The sequence below is a fragment of the Ruegeria sp. D6 genome (genome assembly GCF_056534365.1).
Window position 1 is genome coordinate 91,412 of sequence record NZ_JBQFPH010000001.1, and the last position, 18,170, is coordinate 109,581.

Annotated in this window: 12 protein-coding genes; 7 read left to right on the top strand and 5 right to left on the bottom strand. The window is 57.7% G+C overall.

Translation table 11 applies throughout. The annotated features are described in order from the left end of the window. Positions 1–114: 114 nt before the first annotated feature. Positions 115–1,212, top strand: coding sequence for a redox-regulated ATPase YchF (gene ychF / locus ACR0A1_RS00445; protein WP_170799757.1), 1,098 nt, complete (start codon positions 115–117; stop codon positions 1,210–1,212). A 28-nt stretch (positions 1,213–1,240) separates the two neighbouring features. Here ychF and ACR0A1_RS00450 read toward each other — a convergent pair whose 3' ends face one another. Next, positions 1,241–1,669, bottom strand: a complete 429-nt coding sequence (locus tag ACR0A1_RS00450; RefSeq protein WP_480865818.1) for a DUF4275 family protein — start codon at positions 1,667–1,669, stop codon at positions 1,241–1,243. Positions 1,670–1,938: 269 nt separating this feature from the next. Here ACR0A1_RS00450 and ACR0A1_RS00455 point away from each other — a divergent pair, with 269 nt between their 5' ends. The 3 genes from ACR0A1_RS00455 to fdhF all read left to right on the top strand — a co-directional run bounded on the left by ACR0A1_RS00455 (position 1,939) and on the right by fdhF (position 7,410). Then, complete coding sequence (locus tag ACR0A1_RS00455; protein ID WP_170424371.1) at positions 1,939–2,820, top strand: LysR family transcriptional regulator; 882 nt, start codon at positions 1,939–1,941, stop codon at positions 2,818–2,820. An 85-nt stretch (positions 2,821–2,905) separates the two neighbouring features. Beyond that, a complete protein-coding gene (locus ACR0A1_RS00460; protein ID WP_480865820.1) occupies positions 2,906–4,609 on the top strand; it encodes an NAD(P)H-dependent oxidoreductase subunit E in 1,704 nt (567 codons plus the stop codon). A 14-nt stretch (positions 4,610–4,623) separates the two neighbouring features. Next, positions 4,624–7,410 (top strand): formate dehydrogenase subunit alpha, encoded by a 2,787-nt coding sequence (gene fdhF / locus ACR0A1_RS00465; RefSeq protein ID WP_480865822.1) that lies wholly within the window; start codon positions 4,624–4,626, stop codon positions 7,408–7,410. 47 nt (positions 7,411–7,457) lie between these two features. Here fdhF and ACR0A1_RS00470 read toward each other — a convergent pair whose 3' ends face one another. From ACR0A1_RS00470 to ACR0A1_RS00480, 3 genes are all read right to left on the bottom strand, one after another. Further along, entirely contained in the window at positions 7,458–11,540 is a 4,083-nt protein-coding gene (locus tag ACR0A1_RS00470) for a translocation/assembly module TamB domain-containing protein (protein ID WP_480865824.1), read from the bottom strand. Further along, positions 11,540–13,345, bottom strand: coding sequence for an autotransporter assembly complex protein TamA (locus tag ACR0A1_RS00475; protein WP_480865826.1), 1,806 nt, complete (start codon positions 13,343–13,345; stop codon positions 11,540–11,542). The genes ACR0A1_RS00470 and ACR0A1_RS00475 overlap by 1 nt, the downstream gene beginning before the upstream one ends. Positions 13,346–13,498: 153 nt before the next feature. Continuing rightward, positions 13,499–14,722: a urate hydroxylase PuuD gene (locus tag ACR0A1_RS00480; RefSeq protein ID WP_170397471.1), complete on the bottom strand. Its 1,224-nt coding sequence runs from the start codon at positions 14,720–14,722 to the stop codon at positions 13,499–13,501. Positions 14,723–14,817: 95 nt separating this feature from the next. Here ACR0A1_RS00480 and ACR0A1_RS00485 point away from each other — a divergent pair, with 95 nt between their 5' ends. Then, a complete protein-coding gene (locus tag ACR0A1_RS00485) occupies positions 14,818–15,732 on the top strand; it encodes a LysR family transcriptional regulator (RefSeq protein ID WP_170511345.1) in 915 nt (304 codons plus the stop codon). A gap of 2 nt (positions 15,733–15,734) precedes the next feature. On the opposite strand, the gene uraH is transcribed toward ACR0A1_RS00485, so the two are convergent. Further along, positions 15,735–16,091 (bottom strand): hydroxyisourate hydrolase, encoded by a 357-nt coding sequence (uraH, locus tag ACR0A1_RS00490; RefSeq protein WP_170404478.1) that lies wholly within the window; start codon positions 16,089–16,091, stop codon positions 15,735–15,737. Positions 16,092–16,254: 163 nt separating this feature from the next. Between uraH and puuE the strand changes: the two genes are divergently transcribed. Then, positions 16,255–17,673: an allantoinase PuuE gene (puuE, locus tag ACR0A1_RS00495; RefSeq protein WP_480865828.1), complete on the top strand. Its 1,419-nt coding sequence runs from the start codon at positions 16,255–16,257 to the stop codon at positions 17,671–17,673. Beyond that, on the top strand, positions 17,670–18,155 hold the full coding sequence (locus ACR0A1_RS00500) for an ureidoglycolate lyase (RefSeq protein WP_170564627.1): 486 nt from the start codon (positions 17,670–17,672) through the stop codon (positions 18,153–18,155). Before puuE ends, ACR0A1_RS00500 begins: the two co-directional genes overlap by 4 nt. Positions 18,156–18,170: the final 15 nt, after the last annotated feature.

Sequence of the window (18,170 nt, forward strand, 5' to 3'; positions counted from 1 at the left end):
ATGTCGATTTTGTGATGTGGCAGAATAGACTCGCGGCAGTGTTCAGGCACTTTGCCTTGCGCATTGCACCGGACCTGCCTAGAAGCGGCGCTCGAATGGTATCAGGAGGCCGTCATGGGCTTTAAAATGGGAATCGTGGGTTTGCCGAATGTTGGCAAGTCGACTCTCTTCAACGCACTGACCAAAACTGCGGCAGCTCAGGCGGCGAATTTCCCGTTCTGCACCATCGAACCCAATGTGGGGGATGTCGCCGTTCCTGATGACCGGCTGGATAAACTGGCGGCGATTGCGTCCTCGAAACAGATCATTCCAACCCGCATGACCTTTGTGGATATCGCGGGGTTGGTGAAAGGGGCCTCGAAAGGCGAGGGGCTGGGCAACCAGTTTCTGGCAAACATCCGCGAGACTGACGCGATTGCCCATGTGCTGCGTTGTTTCGAAGATGGTGACGTGACCCATGTGGATGGCCGCGTTGATCCGGTGGCCGATGCCGATACGATCGAGACCGAGCTGATGCTGGCCGATCTGGAAAGCATCGAAAAGCGTCGCGCCAATCTGGTGCGCAAGCTGAAGGGCAATGACAAAGAGGCACAGCAGCAGGACCGCCTGCTGGCCGAGGCGCAGGAGATGTTGGAAAACGGCAAGCCAGCGCGTCTGGTTGAAGTGTCTGATGAAGACGCCAAAGCATGGAAAATGCTGCAACTTCTGACCACCAAGCCGGTGCTTTATGTCTGCAACGTGTCCGAAGAAGAGGCCGCCGAAGGCAACGAGTACTCTGCCAAAGTCGCTGAGATGGCTGCAGCGCAAGGTAATGCTCATGTCATTATCAGTGCCAAGATCGAGGAAGAGATCAGCCTTCTGGAAGACGACGAGGCACAGATGTTCCTAGAGGAAATGGGCCTGGAAGAGCCCGGCCTCGACCGTCTGATCCGCGCGGGCTACGACTTGCTTAAGCTGGAAACCTATTTCACCGTCGGCCCGAAAGAGGCCCGGGCCTGGACCATCCGCACCGGCACCGCCGCCCCGCAGGCCGCAGGTGTCATCCACGGAGACTTTGAGAAGGGCTTCATCCGCGCCGAGACTATCGCCTATAACGACTACATCGCTGCCAATGGCGAACAAGGTGCCAAAGAGGCGGGTAAGATGCGGGCCGAAGGGAAGGGCTACATCGTCAAGGATGGCGATGTGATGCACTTTTTGTTCAACACCTGAGAAGCCACCAAAGCAGCCACTGCTCAGCTTATAACCTCGGATTTTCTGCGAAGAACGGGCCGATATCGGGTTGCTCGTGCGTGAATGCCATTGTCCACTTCATGTTGTGGTGGGCTACGTAGATATCCGCGCCAAAAGATGTGAAATCTGGATATGTTTCTGAGACGCAGCGATACGACCATTTGATATCTTCATCAAAGATAACATACGCGGCAGGCCACTGGTTCTTATAGGCATTTAAAGCGTCATCGCCCGCCCGCGCGATTTGAAACCCGTAACTGAAACCATGCCAGCGGAAGCGATTGTGAATCCAGGAACCGGTTGATTTCTTTACGTTCCCGGCGAATGTCTGATGCCAGCATTGAACAACCTCACCACCTTCTTTGGAATTGAGAGGATCAAAATCGACGCATTCACGCACCAAGAAGTCCTCAATTTGGTTTCTTGTAGGGTTCATGGAATAATTCGGTTCTATGTTGTTGTTGAACCGGCATATCGCGCGTTAAGGCGAAGTGTCAAAACCGCTCAGGTGGCAAGATGCGATCCTGTTAGTTTCATTTGGGCTGGAACAGCAGTTCGGCAGGCTCAACCACCCGAGTATTGCATGTATCTGAAGCGCCGATCCTTTGGCAGCCAACAAATTGACGATGCTCGCATCTCGCACATTTCTCTCGTGCAGAAATGTGGTTAGTTTGGATTTTGACCTGATACTTGAGACAGCTCTAGATGATCGAAATCCGCGACCTGCAATTGCTCAGCGCATTGGCGCGGCATCGTCATTTCGCCAAGGCAGCTGAGGAATGCGGGATTTCACAGCCTGCGTTCTCGATGCGAATCCGAAACCTGGAGGATCGGCTGGGTGTCTCCATCGTTCGCCGCGCAAACCGATTTCAGGGGCTGACCGAAGAGGGCGAGATGATTGTCCAGCGCGCGCGGCGCATTCTCGACGACACCAAGGCTTTGGAACAACAGGTGCTCGCTGCAAAGGGTGAGATCACCGGCACGCTTATTTTGGGTGTGATACCTACAGCGATTGCCTTCACCGGGCGTCTGACGAAGCGGTTGCGCGATGCGCATCCACGTATCGTGACCCGGATTGAAACAATGTCTGCAACGGCCATTCAGCACCGGTTGGACGAAGGAAGTCTGGATGCTGGCATCACTTATGGCGACAGTATCGGTACCGATCTACGGCAAGTGCAGCGCTTGTACGAAGAAACTTATGTCCTATTGGTCCCCTCGCATATGACCCATGAGACAGGCCCGATCCCATGGGCCCGCGTGGCCGAGTTTCCCCTGAGCCTGCTGGAACCACAGATGCAGAACCGGCGGATTCTGGATCGGATATTCGCCGAACAGGGCTTGCACCCGGATATTGTGGCCGAGACCAGCGGATTCACTGCCTCGATGGTCATGGCACGCGAGGGGCTAGCGGCCACCGTGATTCCACGCGTGCTGGTGCGGGCGCTGGGCGACCTGAAGGACACAAGGGTGCTGTCCCTGATCGAACCCGTGGTGAGCAAGCCGATTTGTCTGGCCACGCTCACTCGTGACCCGGAATTACCCACGGTCGCGGCCTTGCGCACAGTGATGGCGTCTTTGCGGTGATAAACTGTCGTTATCGTGCGATTGAAATATGCGATTTGACGATATGCTAGTCTGATGAGACACGGGGCCTCAATCGGAGGGCATCATGGCACCATTAGACACCAAGCCATCAGGCGCGCCAAAGGGCGTCTGGAAGTCAGGTAAAGGCAAGGGGCGGCACACGCCCAAAGGCCGTCAATTCTCGGACGAGGCACAAGCAGAAATTGCACGTCTGCTGGGCGACCGCCCGCGACGTCGCGATCTGCTGATTGAATTTCTGCATTTGATTCAGGACGCACACGGCCATATCAGCGCCGACCACATCGCCGCTCTGGCGGTTGAGATGCGGATCGGGCAGGCTGAGATTTACGAAACCGCAACCTTCTATGCCCATTTCGATGTAGTGAAAGGGGGTGAAACGCCTCCTCCGGCGTTGACGATCCGTGTGTGCGATTCGCTGTCCTGCGAAATGGCTGGTGCCCAGCAGCTGCAAAAAGCGCTGGAAGACGGTTTGGATGCCTCGCAGGTCCGCGTTGTCCGTGCGCCCTGCATGGGACGCTGCGACACCGCTCCAGTGCTGGAGATCGGTCACAACCACATCGACCACGCGACCCCCGAAAAGGTGCAGGCCGCGATTGCGGCGAATGACACCCACGCCCATCTGCCCGATTACGAAGCCTTTGCGGTTTATGAAGCCAATGGCGGCTACGCCAAACTGAAAGAGCTGCGCGAGGGCGGCGATTGGGAGAAGGTGCAGGAAGACGTACTGTCCTCGGGCCTGCGTGGTCTGGGCGGCGCTGGCTTCCCGTCGGGCAAGAAATGGGGCTTTGTTCGCATGAATGAAGGCCCGCGTTATCTGGCTGTCAACGGCGATGAGGGCGAGCCCGGGACATTCAAGGACCGCTACTATCTTGAGCGCACGCCGCATGTCTTCCTCGAAGGGATGCTGATCGCCGCTTGGGCCGTCGAGGCAGAGACCTGCTTTATCTATATGCGCGACGAATACCCGGCAGTTCTGGAAATCCTGCGTCGTGAGATTACCGCGCTCGAACAAGCCGGGATCGTCGAAGAAGGCTATATCGACCTGCGCCGTGGTGCTGGCGCTTACATCTGCGGCGAAGAATCCGCGATGATCGAGTCGATCGAAGGCAAAAAAGGCCTGCCGCGTCACCGTCCTCCATTCGTGGCGCAGGTTGGGGTCTTTAACCGTCCGACCTTGGTGCACAATGTCGAGACGCTCTATTGGGTGACCAAAGTTTGCCGTGAAGGGCCTGAATGCCTTAACAGCACCGAAAAGAACGGTCGCAAGGGTTTGCGTAGCTATTCGGTCTCGGGTCGTGTCGCAAAGCCGGGCGTTTACCTTCTGCCCGCTGGCTCGACCATTCTGGACGTGATCGAGGCTGCCGGCGGCATGGCCGGGGGCCAGACCTTCAAGGCTTATCAGCCGGGCGGTCCATCCTCGGGTCTGTTGCCTGCATCTATGGATGACATCCCGCTGGATTTCGACACGTTGCAACCGCATGGCACCTTCATCGGGTCCGCTGCGGTTGTGGTTCTGTCCGATCAGGACACCGCCCGCGATGCGGCACTGAACATGCTGCGCTTTTTCGAAGACGAAAGCTGCGGCCAGTGCACGCCCTGCCGTGCAGGCTGCGAAAAGGCGGTCAAGCTGATGCAAGCCGACAAATGGGATCAGGACCTGCTGGAAGACCTGTGTCAGGTCATGGGCGATGCCTCGATCTGTGGTCTGGGGCAGGCCGCCCCGAACCCGATCCGCCTTGTCATGAAACATTTCGCTGACGAAATCTGAGGGGAGACAGAGCCATGCTAGATGCAAGCCCAAACAAGACCGTCACCTTCAACCTGAACGGCGGAGATGTCACCGTGCCCGAAGGCTGGACCATCTGGGAAGCCGCAAAGGGGCAGGGGTTCACTATCCCTCACCTGTGTCACAAGCCGCAACCCGGTTACAAACCCGACGGCAATTGCCGTGCCTGCATGGTCGAGGTAGAAGGCGAGCGCACGCTGGTCGCCTCGTGCATCCGTCCGGCAGCCGACGGCATGGTGGTTAAGACCGACAGCGACCGGGCCGAGAAATCGCGCGCGATGGTCATGGAGCTGTTGGTCGCGGATCAGCCTGAGGAAGCGCACGACACCTCCAGCCACTTCTGGGATATGGCCAAGCTGAACCATGTCAGCGACAGCCGTTTCCCGGCGAAAGAGGCCGAGAAAATCCCGCTGTTGGATGACAGCCACGTTGCGATGCGCGTCAATCTGGACGCTTGCATCAACTGCAACCTCTGCGTCCGGGCCTGCCGCGACGTGCAGGTCAACGACGTGATTGGTATGGCCGGTCGTGGCCACACAGCGCAGGTGGTGTTCGACCAGAACGACCCGATGGGTGCTTCGACCTGTGTGGCTTGTGGTGAATGCGTGCAGGCCTGCCCGACCGGTGCTTTGATGCCAGCAACCGTACTGGATGACCAGCAGCGAGGCGACAGCAAGGACTACGACTCGGAAACGGAAAGCGTCTGCCCGTTCTGCGGCGTGGGCTGTAAGGTTTCGCTCAAGGTCAAAGACGGCAAGGTGAAGTATGTCGAGGGCATCAACGGCCCTGCAAACGAAGGTCGTCTGTGCGTCAAAGGCCGCTTTGGCTTTGACTACATTCACCATCCGCATCGCCTGACCAAGCCGCTGATCCGTCGCGAGGATGCTCCAGCCAAGGGATTGAACGTCGATCCCGGCAACCTGGATACCCATTTCCGTGAAGCAACGTGGGAAGAGGCGATGGATTTGGCCGCGACCAAGCTGAAGGACTTGCGCGACAAAGACCCGCGCAGCGTTGCAGGCTTCGGCTCGGCCAAGTGCACCAACGAAGAAGCCTATCTGTTCCAGAAGTTCATCCGTCAGGGCTTCCGCCACAACAACGTCGACCACTGCACCCGTCTGTGCCACGCGTCATCTGTTGCGGCCCTGATTGAGAATGTGGGCTCGGGTGCTGTGACCGCGACCTTCAACGAGATCGAAAACGCGGATGTGGCGATCATCATCGGGGCCAACCCGATTGAAAACCACCCTGTCGCTGCGACCTACTTCAAGCAGTTCACCAAACGTGGTGGCAAGCTGATAGTTATGGACCCGCGCGGCGTTGGGATGCGTAAGTTTGCTGATGAGATGCTTCAATTCCGTCCCGGTGCGGATGTTTCGATGCTGAACGCGATCATGAACGTGATCGTGGAAGAAGAGCTCTATGACAGCCAGTACATCCACCGCTGGACCGAAAACTGGGAAGCCGAAAAAGAACACCTGCGCCAGTTCACGCCTGAGGCTATGTCGCCGATCTGCGGCATCGAACCGGATCAACTGCGCCGAGTGGCGCGTACCTTTGCGCAAGCCAAGGCCGGTCTGATTTTCTGGGGTATGGGTGTCAGCCAGCACATCCATGGCACCGACAACTCGCGCTGCTTGATCTCGTTGGCTCTGATGACCGGCAATGTTGGTAAACCCGGTGCAGGTCTTCACCCTCTGCGCGGGCAGAACAACGTGCAAGGTGCCTCAGACGCGGGCCTGATCCCGATGTTCCTGCCGGACTATCAGTCCGTTACCGACGACGGCATTCGGGCCAAGTTCACCAACGTCTGGAATGACGACCGCGACTTCTCGAACGAGAAGGGGCTGACCGTCACCGAGATCATCGATCAGGCTTATGCGGGCAACATCAAGGGTATGTACATCCAGGGGGAAAACCCCGCCATGTCCGACCCCGATGTGAATCACGCGCGCGACGCACTGGCCAAGCTGGAACTGATGATCGTGCAGGATATCTTCCTGACCGAAACGGCGAACTATGCCGACATCATTCTGCCCGCCTCAGCGCTCTATGAGAAGAACGGCACCGTGTCGAACACCAACCGTCAGGTACAGCGTGTGCGGCCCGCCGTGACCCCTCCGGGCGAAGCGCGCGAGGATTGGAAGATCACCGTTGAGTTGGCGCAGCGGATCGGTTTGAACTGGGATTATTCCGATGTTTCTCAGGTCTTTGCTGAGATGAAGCTGACGATGAATTCGCTCGACAACATCACGTGGGAACGGCTTGAGACTGAGACGATCACTTACCCGTCACTGTCCGAGACAGACCCAGGTCAGGCGATTGTGTTCGGCGATGGTTTCCCACGTGCGGATGGTCGCGCCCGGTTCACGCCAGCCAGTGTCATCCCACCGGATGAGGCCCCGGATGATGAATACCCGATGATCGCCACCACTGGGCGCCAGCTGGAGCATTGGCATACCGGGTCGATGACCCGCCGGTCCAACGTTCTGGATGCCGTGGAACCTGAAGCGAACTGCTCGATGAACCCGCGTACATTGAAACTGATGGGAATTGAGCCGGGCGATATGATCCGTCTGACTACTCGCCGCGGTTCGATTGAAATCATGGTGCGGGCCGACCGGGCGATTGCCGAAGATATGGTGTTCATCCCGTTCGCCTATGTCGAGGCTGCGGCGAATATCCTGACCAACTCGGCCATCGATCCTTATGGCAAGATCCCCGAGTTCAAGTTCTCGGCAATTCGCGTCGAAAAGATCGCAGACGCCGTCGCGGCGGAATAATCTTCAATCAACTGAAAAAAGGCGGCCCTTTGGGGTCGCCTTTTTTTTCAGTAGTCGCGTTCGAAAAAGATACCCAAGCCCGTCTCACCCCGGCCATCCACCGTGCCGCGCACCGTGAAGCTGTCGGTGACGTCGAGGTTCAAATTCACCTCGGTGTCACCTTCGGTATTGACGGTGAAATCGGTGTAGAGATTGTCGCTTAGATATGCGCCCGCACCAAGGCTGCCCCCACCGCCCTCAGTCGCGCCAAGGTCGATAGTGTCCAGGCCCGTGGCCTCGCGCACCCCTTTGGTAGTATCCCCGCCGGCGCCGCTGAGTTGGGCAAGTGAGGCCGCCATCTGGGCGATCACAAAAGGCGACAGCTCCGAGAAGCGGTTGCCGAATAACAACATGGCCAGCGCTTCCTCGGTCGGGCGCTCTGGATCGGAGAATACGTCGACCTCGGGTGAGTCCAGCGGCCCGGCGATCTCGATCGTTGCGGTGCCGTCCGAGGTGCTGGAGGACGATTCAAACTCGATATATGGCGTCAGGTCACCCTGCAGGGTGACCACACCCTTAGTCAGCGCAAGGCGGCGACCAAGGATATCAATATTACCTCGGATAAGCTCAATCTGGCCTGACGGCACAACAGAAGTTGTAGTTCCACCAATTTGTATGCGACCGCCCAGTTCCGCGTTCACGCCGCGTCCTCGGACAAAAACTGCCTTGGGTGCAAGCAATCCGATGTCGAGCGACATGCGCGAGTTGCTTTTAGTCTCATCCTCGGTTTCCACCAGATTGGCGCGTTCCCGCGTTACGAAACCGGCACGGCTTTCGTTCAGGTGTTGGATCGTCGGAATTGGTGCTGCGCCGACTGCTCCTGCGGCGGCTGCAAGATTGATGTTGGTTTCGCCAAAGTTGATCTGCCCGGCCAGCGAACTGTTCCCGGCCAATGCCCCGGTCAGGGCGATCTGACCGTTCAATGTGGTTTCGTAGAGCAGCTTGTCTGTCAGCACGAGATTGTTGAGCGCTGTGGTTATCTGGGCGTTGAAGGGTGGCGTCAGATCAATCGGGCCGTTGACGGTAAACCCTCCGCCCGCTCGTAACCCACCCTGCAGTGCAATCGTGGCGCGGCTTTGCGCGATGTTTACGGAACCCCCGATGCCAGTGATTGTCTGTCCCACATCGGGCAAGGCCATCGACGCGCCGGATGTTGAAATCGTTCCGCTAAGCGCATCCAGCGCAGGTGCCCCTTTCAGGGCCAGATCGAACCGGGCAGTACCGGCCAGATTGTTGGGAGAGATAAATGCATTGGCGATACCGATGTTGACACCGCCCTGCATCTTCAGGTCCGCTTCGCCGCTGGTTTCGTTAAAGGTCCCGGCAACAGTTGTACTGATATCGGCGGGGCCATTAGCCTTTGCGTCGATGGTCCACATCCCGGCGTCGCGGCGGGCGGTACCACTGGCGGCGACGGTTCCGGGGAAATCGGGCACAAAACGTTCGACCCGATTCAGGCGGGCGTCAAAATTTAGATCCGCGGTGCCACCGGTTTCTACGGTTCCGGTTAAATTGGCGTACGAGCTATCAGGTCCCTGCAGGCGCGCATTGCCTTCCAAACCGGACCCTGTAGGGGCGACGTTGCCATCCAGCGTGAGCGGCCCGGACAATGTCGAAGATAGACGGCCGATGTCGTCCAGCATGGCCGAGAAATCGAGGCCACCGGCCTCCCGATCCAATCGGCCCGATGCATCTGCGGTCAGCGCGGTTCCGTTCAGACTGAAAGTGCGGATGTTCAGCCCCTGATCATCGTTGGCGGCATCCACGTTCAGCGTGGTTCGTCCCTGTACCAACGCATCTACGGCTTGGATACCCGTGGCAAGGTCGTCTGCTCTCAGGTTGCCTTTAATATCAAAGGCCTTGCTGCTTTGCGCGGCCCGACCGGTGACGTCGGCATCAATCGACCCGGCCAGATCAAGCCCGGCGAGGCCGGAGAACAAAGACAGGTCGGGGGCGTTCAGCTTGGCGCTTCCATCCACCGTGATGTTTCCGGTGGGGTCATCGATGGTTGCGCCCACCTCGGCAGTAAGAGCAGCACTTTTGACCGTGGCGTTTCGAATAACGATTTGGTTGCCCGAATGCGCACCGTCCAGATTGATTGATGTCCGGCCTTTCAACAGCGGGTCGAACTCGCTCATCCCGGTTTCGATATTTGTTCCGATCACGCTGGCTTGGCCGTCGAATTCCAACGTCTGTACGGTGCCTTTGCCATCCAGCCGGGCCTGTAATGCGCCCGCCAGATCACGCTGTGCGATGCCTGAGAACACCGCCAGATTTGGGGCGTTCACGCTGGCCTGACCGTCAATCGTCAGATTGCCATTTGGCGTCGTGACCGTGCCGCTGGCCTGCGCTGTCAGAGCGTCGCCATTCACGGTGAAATAGCGAATTGTTACCCCATCGGTGTCGCGTTTGGCATCCAGAACGATTTCGGTTTCACCCGTGATCATTGGATCAATATCGTCACGCCCGGTCACCAGATCACGCCCATTCACCGTGACCTTGCCGTCAAAGCTGCGTTCCAGTGGCGAGCCCTTTCCAGCCACCTGGACCGAAGCCTCGCCACCAAGCTGAAGCTGTGCCAGGTCCGAGAACCGCGACAGGTCGGTCGCCTGCAGCAGTGCCGTGCCATCAACCTGCAACCCGGTCGCAAGCCCGCTGATCAACGCATCAGCGTCTAGAGTATAGTCGCTGCCGACCAGTTCGACCCCGGACAATTGCAATGTCTGGTCGCTGCCGTACTCGAACTGCCCATCCAGTGTGATCTGATTTCCGACGGCGGCATTCAGTGCGGCATCTGTCAGATCAATGCCAGCCAGCACAGCCTGCAGATCGCCATCGACCGACAGCCCGCTGGATTGATCTAGCGTGCCTTGCCCGCTGATCCGTGCATGATCGAGGTTCAGGTTGGGGGTTTCAATCTTGTTGGTCGTCAGGCTCAGGTCCCAGAGGTTGCCATTCTCGGTATTGTACAAGGCCGAAATCTGAGCCGCGCCGATTGACGTATCGCCGCCGCTGACGGGCAGAACGACCTTGTCACCTTCCGGCGGCGTGATACGACCTTGCAGGGCGACCAGTTTCAGAACACCACCCGAAGCAAGGCTGAGTTCGCTTTTGAGGTCCAGCGCTTCCGAGGTAATCTCGATATCCGATATATCCAGCGCCCCGTCAGAATGGGTGCGCCCATCTACAAACAGCCGTGTGTCGGTACCGAAGAACGCGTCCATCTCTTCGGCCAGAAACGGCGTCAGGTCGCCTCCGACATCGGCAGTAAACGCGATTCCATCAGAGGCGTTGCCACTCTCTTCGGCTGTGCGCAGTCGTACCTGACCGGACACGCGAAGCTGCTGATCGCTGCTTAGACCGATATCAGCATTAAAATCCGTTATCGGCCCCGAGCCTTTTGCAGTCAGCTCAAGCGGCGGGGCATCGGGGATGGACAGGGCCATTGCGATCAGACCGCCTGATGCTTCGGCTACGGTCAAGTCCAGATCGATCTGGCGGCTGTCGTTCTGAAAGCCTGCTTTCAGATCAATCGTGTCCCCGGCGCGGTCCAGTCGGTCGATATCCAGCGTAGTATCCAGTGTTCCATCAGCCAGCGATAGGTTGCCGTTCACGGCAAGCTCGGCAGCGACGCCGATCAGCGGCTCACCTAAAGAAAGGTCATCGACACGCAGCTCTCCGATTTCGATCGAAACCGGAAGCTCAGGTAGTTGGAAGGGTTGGGTTTCGGCTGAAGGGGGCGGTGCGTCCTTTGTTGTTGTACCGGGTGCGCGGGCGATATCGATTTCCTGCGCCGATAGTGTGTTGACCGAGAACCGGCCGCGCAGCAGTGCCAATCGGTTCCAGTCCAATTCAGCGTTTTTAATGGTGAGCCAGACGCCGTCGTCATCGGCGACTGTGATTTCCTGAATCGTCGCACGCGAACTTAAGGCACCTTCAAGGCCGATCACCCGCACATTCTGATCATCACCGGACAGGGTATCTTGCAGAAACTGCTCGATCATGCTGCCGCCCTCGTCCTGAGCGGTCGCCGCGATGGGAACGGTGATCGCTGCTGAACTTAGCAACAAGGGATATACAACGCGACGCATCAAAAGGCCTGCCCGATCCCGAGGTAGAATTGCAGCCCGTCACCCGTATCGCCCTGAACCGGCACCGCAAGGTCAAAGCGCAAGGGCCCGAAGCCGCCCAGATCATAACGGATTCCAAGGCCCGCGCCAGAATGCTCTTCCGCGCCGCTGCCGATGAATGAGGACGTGTCGACCACACCGTAGTCATAAAACCCAACCAACGAGATTGCGTCAGTGACTTTGCCTCGGACCTCGGCTGAGAGCCCCAGAAAGGATTTGCCACCTGCGACACCATCCCCGACGGGGATACCTAGGCTTTCAAATGGCTGACCCCGTACTGTACCGGCACCACCCGAGAAGAACAGGAAATCTGGAGTTACACCATCTGCCGGAGGTCCGAGGACCGATCCCAACTGCACCCGGCCTGCCAACACCAGCCGACCGGCGGTGCCCAGATCGTTATAGGCGCGACCGTCAAAGAACATTCTCAGGCCGGTATCCGACCCGGAGAACCCGACAAAGGGCATGACTTGCGAGTCTAGATAATAACCGCGCGTCGCGCTGACCTTGCTGTCGCGTTCATCCCATTCTGACCGGAACGGAAGAATGAAGTATCGAAACTTGCGCCCATCGCCATAGGCGTCATCTGCGTCCGACCATTGGAAACCTGCCGAGGCTTCGGCGTAGAGGCGGTCAGAGAATGTGCGGCGTGCACCATAGGCAAGCGAGGCGACGGTGACGTTGTAGTTTTCGGTATTGCGCCGCTCCAACAGCGCGCTCCAGAATGTATTGTCGTCAGGGCCCAGACGATCAGGTTGATCCAGCCGCAGACCAATACGTCCATCGATATCCTCGGCACCGCCGATATTGCGGATTGCCGCCTCGAACCGCAGCCTTTCGGCTCGCCGGAAGACGTTTCGATGGGTCCACGTAGCGGTAAGATCAACCCCGTCGCGCGAAGCAATCTCGGCCCCGAAGGTTAGGCGGCGCGGTGGCAGGTCTTCGAAAGTTGCGTCGAAATCCAGCGTGCCATCCGGGTTGGGTTCTTCATGTTCCTTGAGCGAAACCGTAGCGAATGTGCCGGTGCGCCGCAGGCGGGTGCCAACCTTTTGGACCTGTTCAGGCGAATAAACCTCACCCGAGGGGAAGCCCGCGATTTTCTCGATCGATCGATGGCGGACATTTGTATCGCCCTGAATGATCATTTTACCGAACCGCAGCCTTGGCCCCGGAGCCAGATCAATTGTCGCGTCCAGCCGTGCCTGCGCATGGCGCGCTATTACTTTCTGATCTTCCACTTCCGCCTTGGCATGGCCTGTATCGCGCCAGCCCTGCACCCCGGCCGAAGCCGCCTGTTGGATCGCTCCGGTGGTCGCGGTCTTGCCCGTGGCGAACTCTTCGGGCAGTTCCGTGCCCGGTGCCAGCGGTTGCACGACAGCCGTTCCGAACTTGAACTTCCGTCCCGGTGTGACAAGGATGGTCGCCCGTTTGAATTGGGCTGGAACGTTCAGCGAATTGATTTTGGCGGCTTCCTGCCCGTCAAGCTTGATGCTGACGACGGGGCTGAAATAACCTTCGTCGTACATGATCTGAACGATGGTGCGGTAGTCGGACAAAGCTGCCGACAGTATTTCCAGTGACGTATCAAGACCACGCGATTCCGAGGTGAAGATGGATGAAGTCTCTTCCAAGCGGTCGACCAGATCTTCAGATGCACCAGGGGCGGATAGGGTCGTTTCTAGCGCGGTAGAAAGATTGGGGGACAAGGCCACAAACGCACCAAAAAGCCAGCCTCTCAGATCGCTGCGCGGTCTGCTCCCTGTCATTGTCTGGCTCCAACTGCCCCAAGTCGAAATCGCTATGGCCGCGAAACAAAACGAATGCGGCGTGTTGAATTCATTTAGAGCATCTGACGGCGCTTAGGGGAAGAACTAAACAAAGTTCAGGTGTTTTTATTGGCAAACTCGTGTGCCAATCCGCTACAGACCGGCATTTCGGAACCAGCGAACAATCGCATCCCGGTCTTCAGGTTCCATATAGGTCACGTTCGCAGGAGGCATGGCATGTGTGACGCCGGATTGCAGATAAATCTGTTGCGCGTTCTGAGCAATGTCAGCTTTTGTTTCCAGCAGGACACCTTTGGGTGCCCACAGGATGCCTTCCCAGACAGGCTCGCGCGCGTGGCACATAGAACAGCGACCCAGAACTATGTCCTGTGCTTCTTCAAAGCCATCCGCTGATGCGAATTTCTGTTCGTAGGGCGTTAGTTGCCGTGCTTCGGCCTCTTCCAACGGGTCGTTCATCGAAGCGGTCGACAACCACATGATTGTCATGAACAGCAAAGCCGTTACCAGCCAAGTCCAGGTTGGGTTTCCAGCGCGCGCGTGGCGGGTGTTGAAATAGTGCCGGATTGTGACACCCATCAGGAAGACCAGCGCGGCGATGATCCAATTGTACTCGGTCGCAAAAGCCAGCGGATAGTGGTTCGACAACATCAGAAACACGACCGGCAATGTCAGATAGTTGTTGTGGGTCGAACGCAGCTTGGCGATCTTGCCGTATTTCGGATCAGGTGTGCGCCCGTTCTTTAGATCGTCCACCACAATGCGCTGGTTTGGCATGATGATGAAAAACACATTTGCGGTCATGATTGTGGCCGTGAAGGCCCCCAGATGCAGCATCATCGCGCGACCGGTGAATATCTGGTTATATCCCCAGCCCATAATCACCAGCAGCACGAACAGAAGAACCATCAGCAATGTCGGACGCTCGCCCAATCCCGACTTGCAAAGAAAATCGTAGACCAGCCAACCGACAGTCAGCGAGGCAGCCGAGATCAATATGCCTTGCCATAGCGCCAGATCCGCCTTTTGGGCATCGATCAGATAGAGCTCTCCGCCTACCCAGTAGACGATCATCAGTAGCGCGGCACCGCTGAGCCATGTGGCGTAGCTTTCCCATTTAAACCAGGTCAGGTGGTCGGGCATACGCTCCGGAGCGACGAGATATTTCTGGATGTGATAGAATCCTCCGCCATGGACTTGCCATTCCTCGCCGTCCGCCGGTCCGGGGATATCGCGGTTCAAACCAAGATCCAGCGCGATGAAGTAGAAGGATGATCCGATCCAGGCAATCGCGGTGATAACGTGCAACCAGCGCACGCCAAAACCAATCCAATCCCAGAACACGGCGAAGTCGTACATGCTTATGTCTCCGATTGCGTTGCGCCACACTAGGCAAACGGGCTTTTCTTCGGTATTCCCGTATATTGTCAAACTGTATCAAAAAAAACGATAAGATGTCCTATCTCGACAACATTCGAACCTTTGTCCGGGTCTATGACTTGGGCAGCATGTCAGCCGCCGGGCGGGATATGAGAATTTCACCTGCGGTGACGTCGGCGCGAATTTCGCAGTTGGAGGATCATCTGGGAGTGCGCCTGTTTCAGCGCACAACCCGGAACCTGACACCAACGGAACAGGGACGGGCGTTCTACCCCGGCGCGGTTGCGGTTCTGGATGCAGTTGATGAGGCAGAGGCCCAAGTCACGCATCTGACCGAAGCCCCCCGCGGGTCTCTGTTTGTTGCTGCGCCCTTGGGCGTCGGGCGCCGGTTATTGGCGCCTCATGTGCCTGATTTTCTGTCAGAATACCCTGAGATTGATGTGCGTCTAAGACTGACAGACCGCTCGGTTGATCTGACCACTGAAGGCTTGGATCTGGCTTTTTTCATCGGTCAGCCCGAAGACAGTACATTGCGCATTCGCAAGATTGCGGATTGCCAGCGTGTGCTATGTGCAGCCCCTGATTACGTGAGCCGATGTGGGATGCCAGAAGCTGGATCCGATCTGATTTCAGGCAAGCATGAATGCTTGAACCTGCGCTTCCCCGGCGCGGCAGAGTTTCAGTGGATGCTGGAAACACCCGATGGCCCGAAACGATTTGCTGTCTCGGGCAGGTATGAATGTGACGATGGTGATGTTTTGACCGATTGGGCGCTGTCCGGGCAAGGTATTGCCATGAAACCCGTTTTTGAGGTGTCAGAGCACTTGAAGGCGGGGAGGCTGATCCCGGTGGCGATGAAGACGCCTCCGGTTCCCGTGCAAATGGCCTGCCTGTATACGCATCGCCGCCATCAGGACCCGAAGGCGCGGCTGTTTATGGATTTCATGATTGACCGGATCGGCAAAGTGGTTCGAAGCGCCGAAGTCTAGGGCTAGCTGCCCCGGTAGGTCGAGTAGCCGTAGGGGGACAACAGCAGCGGAACGTGGTAGTGCGCGTCCGCATCGGACATGCCAAAGCGGATCGGCACCTGATCCAGAAACAGAGGATCATCGCCATCCTGACCTGTCGCGCGCAGGTAATCTCCGGCGAAGAATATCAGCTCATAAGTGCCGGTTTTAAAGTCGTCCTGCGGTAAGATCGGGCTATTGGTTCGGCCATCCGCGTTGGTTTCCATCTCGACCAGTTTACGGTGCGAGTTCCCTGACACTTTGTAGAGCGCGATTTTCAACCCCTCAGCGGGGCAGCCGCGCGCCGTGTCGAGAACGTGGGTTGTCAGATAGCCAGCCAAGGGTCTCTCCTATGTGTTTCTTTTGGTGTGCCACAGTCTGGGCCAAACCGCAAAATGGTTGAAATGCCGAAAGAACTGGAAACAGTGTTCGGATTGATTTGATAATCAATGGACCGTTTCTGCGGTAAAGCTGTCAAAACACCTAATCGGACTGGAAGACCCTATGCAGCCGCCTCGTTACCCCCGCGATATGATCGGATACGGAGCCAACCCACCTGACGCCGCATGGCCCGGTGATGCAAAACTGGCTGTACAGATTGTGTTGAACTACGAAGAAGGCGGCGAGAACTGTGTCCTGCACGGGGACGCTGCGTCCGAGGCGTTCTTGTCCGAGATCGTTGGGGCGGCGCAGTGGCCGGGCCAGCGTCATTGGAACATGGAATCGATCTATGAATACGGCTCGCGGTCGGGGTTCTGGCGCCTGCATCGCTTGATGAAAGACCTACCGATCACCGTTTATGGTGTGGCTACCGCGTTAGCGCGTTCGCCAGATCAGGTTGCGGCGATGAAATCGGCAGGGTGGGAGATTGCCAGCCATGGCCTGAAATGGGTCGAGCACAAGGATATGCCCGAGGCGGAAGAACGGGCCCAGATCGCCGAAGCGATCCGTCTGCATGCCGAAGTCGTAGGGGATCGCCCGCGCGGCTGGTACACTGGGCGCTGTTCGGACAACACCGTGCGTCTGGTCGCCGAGGAAGGTGGCTTTGCTTATGTTGCCGATACCTATGCAGACGATCTACCCTACTGGATGCAAACCGGTGGTCGGGATCAGTTGATTGTTCCCTACACGCTGGATTGCAACGACATGCGCTTTGCGACGCCACAGGGGTTCAACGCCGGGGATCAGTTCTATTCATATCTGAAAGACAGTTTCGATGCGCTTTATGCGGAAGGTGAGGCTGGTGCACCCAAGATGCTGTCGATCGGTTTGCACTGTCGCCTGATCGGGCGACCGGGACGCGTCATGGCGCTGAAACGGTTTCTGGATTACGCGCGTGGGTTCTCGGACGTGTGGTTCGCGACGCGATTGCAGATTGCCGAGCATTGGGCCGAAAAGCACCCGGCGGCTGAGCGTCCACAACCCTCGCAAATGGGCCGCGAAGAATTCGTCTCTGCGTATGGAGGTATCTTCGAGCATTCCGCTTGGATCGCCGAGCGCGCCTATGATCTGGAATTGGGCGCGGCGCATGACACGGCAGGCGGATTACACAATGCTTTGACCCGCATGTTCCGGTCCGCCTCAACCGAGGAACGGTTGGGCGTTTTGACGGCCCACCCTGATCTGGCAGGCAAACTGGCGCAGGCTAAGCGGCTGACACAGGAAAGCACGTCCGAGCAAGCCTCGGCAGGGCTTGATGCGCTGACGGATGAGGAACGCGCCACCTTCACCGAACTGAACCAGCGCTATACGGAAAAATTCGGCTTTCCGTTCATCATTGCCGTGCGGGACCACAACAAGGCTTCGATCCTAAACGCATTCGAACGGCGCATCGAACAGGATCGCGAAACCGAGTTCGCCGAGGCCTGCCGACAGGTCGAGCGGATTGCCGAGTTCCGTCTTCGCGATGTGCTGCCCTCATGACACGGATTGTCGCTGAACCGATCTCGGCCGAAGCTTTCGCACCGTTTGGTGATCTGATTGATGTGTCAGGTGAGGCCGACAAGATCATCAACCAGGGCCAGTGCGGGCGGTATCATGATCGGGCAAGGCTGGATTTCGGTGATGCCCAAGCGGGCATCAGCCTGTTCAATGCCAACCCCCGCGAACTGCCTTATCAGCTAGCGATGGTTGAGCGTCATCCTGACGGCAGCCAGGCGTTCATTCCGATGACTCACCAGCCCTTTCTCGTGATCGTCGCCCCGGATGAGGAGGGGCAACCGGGTCGTCCTCGCGCGTTCATTACACAGCCAGGACAGGCGGTGAACTATCACCGGGGAACATGGCACGGAGTCCTGACACCCTTGCATGGACCCGGTCTGTTCGCAGTCGTTGATCGGATCGGGGAAGGCCCGAACTTGGAGGAATACTGGTTCAGCACACCGTACGAGGTGGTCAACCGCTGAAACCAGAACCGAAGC